Below are 2369 nucleotides of genomic sequence, written 5' to 3'. Positions count from 1 at the left end.
GCGCGACACGATGTCGCATGTTGTGAGTGAGGAGGTAACTTCTCTAGGCTAGTGTCCAAACCTATCCTCAATCTCCAAGGGCATCACTGGTAACGGTGGGGTCTTTTGCAAGGAGGTAACGTCTAAGGAGCGTCCAAGCCATTTGGACAAACCAGGCAAGAGGAAGACTGAATGGGTGAACGCAAGTGAATCTCTGATGAGGCTGCGTGACATCTGGTCATCGAAATATGGCTGATACGGTGATGAAGGGACAATGAACCTCGGTCTTACCAATCGAGGCACGGAATTCGGTCTTATGAATCGAATTCGAGGACACCCCGTCCCCGCAGTAAAGGAGACACCCTCTTCAGTTGCATCTCTAACATGTGGAACGTGATAACCCCAATGGGGTCTGGATTTCCAGTAGGTCAACCGCAAGGACGACTGAATTCCCCAGTGGGACAGGGATGACCCAAGAAGCGAACGCCAGTAAGCCGAAAGGCAAAGGAAATCCATAACCTGCTGGATAGGGCAATACCCAACCTGAAAGGGTGCTGACGTGGGTCAGGTGAATTACCCAAAGACTTCTGTAATGATTTCTCACTCAGGGACAAGTTAGATGCAAAGCATGGCTTTAGCAAACGGAACCAAAGGGCAAACCGATTGGAACGCCATTAACTGGCGCAAAGTCAATCGGACTGTCAGGAATTTGAGACAGAGAATCTTTCGGGCGACCACAGAACGGAACTATAAAAAGGTACGTTCGCTTCAAAAGCTAATGCTACGAAGCTATGCCAATATTCTGACGAGTGTTCGCAGAGTGACGCAGCAGAACGCAGGTAGAAATACGCCAGGAATTGACAAAGTAGTGGTGAAAACTCCTACAGCCAGAGGCAAATTGGTCGATGAATTATCGGCTTTCACCCTTTGGAGAGTAAAACCTGCGCGTCGGGTGTACATACCGAAAGCAAATGGAAAACAACGCCCACTGGGAATCCCTGTTGTCAAAGACAGATGTCTTCAAGCAATGGTCAAGAACGCTCTTGAACCAGAGTGGGAGGCAAATTTCGAGGGAACCAGCTACGGATTCCGCCCTGGCAGAAGTTGTCATGATGCCATTGAGAAGATATTCGGCTTATCTCGACCCAATAAACGAAAGAAATGGGTCGTAGATGCTGACATCAAAGGCGCATTTGACAATATCAGCCATGAATTCTTGCTCAAGGCAATTGGTGAAGTCCCTGGTCGGGAACTGATTAAACAATGGCTCAAGGCAGGATACATGGAACAAGGAGTTTTTCATGAAACGGATAGTGGAACTCCCCAGGGCGGCGTGGTGTCCCCCTTGTTGGCTAACATTGCCTTGCATGGAATGGAGGAAGCCATTGGTGTCAAATACGACTCCAGAGGTCAGTCTATTGGAAAGCGAGCAATCGTTCGTTATGCGGACGATTTTGCAGCATTCTGTGAGTCCAAAGAAGATGCCGAAGAAGTGATTGAAATCCTAAAAAGTTGGTTGCAACAAAGAGGGTTAGAGCTATCGGTCCAGAAAACCAAAATTGTTCATCTGAGTGAGGGATTCGACTTTCTAGGCTTCAACATCAGACACTACAGAGCCGAAAAAACCTCTAAAACAGGTTGGAAGCTGCTGATTAAGCCAAGCAAGGAATCGGTAAGCAAAATACGGAATAAATTGCGAGAGGAATGGCTCTCCTTGCGAGGGTCGAATGTTCTAGCAATTATTAAACGCTTAAACCCGATTATTCGAGGATGGGCGAACTATTTCCGTTCAGGAGTGTCTTGTGAGATTTTTCATAGCCTTGACCGTTGGATGTTTCATCGGGCAGTTCGCTATGTCAAGCACACCCACCCTAAAAAACCCCGTTACTGGAGACAAAGCCGGTATTGGGGCAGGCTGAATTTAGAGCGTAGCGACCGATGGGTATTTGGTGACAAAACCACAGGAATGCATTTGCTCAAATTTAGCTGGTTCAGGATAGAAAGACATATTCTGGTGAAAGGCAGATCATCTCCTGACGATCCAAATCTTAAAAGCTACTGGCAAGACAGGGAGAAGGCTAAATCTAAATCTCTTACTCCCAGTAAGCAAAAGATTGCTCAGAACCAAGGATTCATTTGTCCTAAATGCGGAGAATCTCTATTCAACGGGGAAGAACTGCATGTTCATCACATTGAGCCAAAACAACAGGGTGGGAGTAATAGCTACAAAAATCTCCGATTCTTACACCTCTACTGTCATCAACAGATTCATGCTGCAAAATGACTGAAGCATGTGGAAGCTAGTAATTTGCTTAAGCCGGATGTGCTGAAAGGTACAAGTCCGGTTTTGAGGGGAGGGGGTTACAGCGATGTAATCTCTTTACCCGACT

At 46.8% G+C, this 2369-nt stretch carries 1 protein-coding gene; it reads left to right on the top strand.

All coding sequences use genetic code 11. The annotated features are described in order from the left end of the window. Window positions 1–607: 607 nt before the first annotated feature. Entirely contained in the window at window positions 608–2263 is a 1656-nt protein-coding gene (gene ltrA / locus JGK39_RS33215; protein ID WP_293262699.1) for a group II intron reverse transcriptase/maturase, read from the top strand. Window positions 2264–2369: the final 106 nt, after the last annotated feature.

This window comes from Microcoleus sp. PH2017_12_PCY_D_A (assembly GCF_020738565.1).
Classification (GTDB): domain Bacteria; phylum Cyanobacteriota; class Cyanobacteriia; order Cyanobacteriales; family Microcoleaceae; genus Microcoleus.
This window is presented reverse-complemented; position numbering and strand designations above follow the sequence as displayed.